Annotated in this window: 1 protein-coding gene; it reads left to right on the plus strand. The window is 53.2% G+C overall.

Going from position 1 to position 592, the window contains the following annotated elements; genetic code table 11:
- On the plus strand, positions 1-292 hold a 292-nt coding region (locus HMPREF1627_RS00650; RefSeq protein WP_034500246.1), incomplete at its 5' end, for a phosphatase domain-containing protein.
- Positions 293-592: the final 300 nt, after the last annotated feature.

Here is a 592-nt window from a genome sequence, read left to right on the forward strand (position 1 = left end):
GCGTGAGCTGGCCGAAATGTTCCCGTGGGTGAAGTGGGTTCTGGTTGGTGATGATGGCCAGCACGACCCCTCAATTTATACGGAGTTCGCGCGGGAGTATCCGCAGAATGTGGCGGCAATTTTTGTTCGCAGTTTGACTACGACAGAGCAGGTTTTGAATCACGGCGCGCCCGATCCACGCGAGGAGCTGGGCCCACTGATCAAATCTCTTGACCCAAAAATCCCGGTGGTGGTTGGCGAGGACGGCTTCGAGCTCCTGCACCGGGCAAGGGCCCTTGGCATTCTTCGCTAATTTTCGCCACTCGTAATATCATCCTTTGGAACGTGTCGTCTTGTTCATTGCCTGGTGCGTAATGTTGAAGGCGGCATTATTGCCACTCGCTAGGAAAGGCCTTGCGAGAACAGCTTTATCTTGAGTAAAGGGGATGAAATTGGTACAGAAACATGCGCTTACTGACGCGCTCGAGTTTGCAATTCCGTCGAAAGTCCCCACGCATTGGTACAACCTCACTGCTGATTTCCCAGAGCCGATGGCTCCGCATTTGAATCCCCAGACTCGTGAGGAACTTAAGCCAGAGGAAATGCATCCTCT

Origin of the sequence: Actinomyces sp. S6-Spd3, from assembly GCF_000758755.1 — a bacterium.
Taxonomy (GTDB): domain Bacteria; phylum Actinomycetota; class Actinomycetes; order Actinomycetales; family Actinomycetaceae; genus Pauljensenia.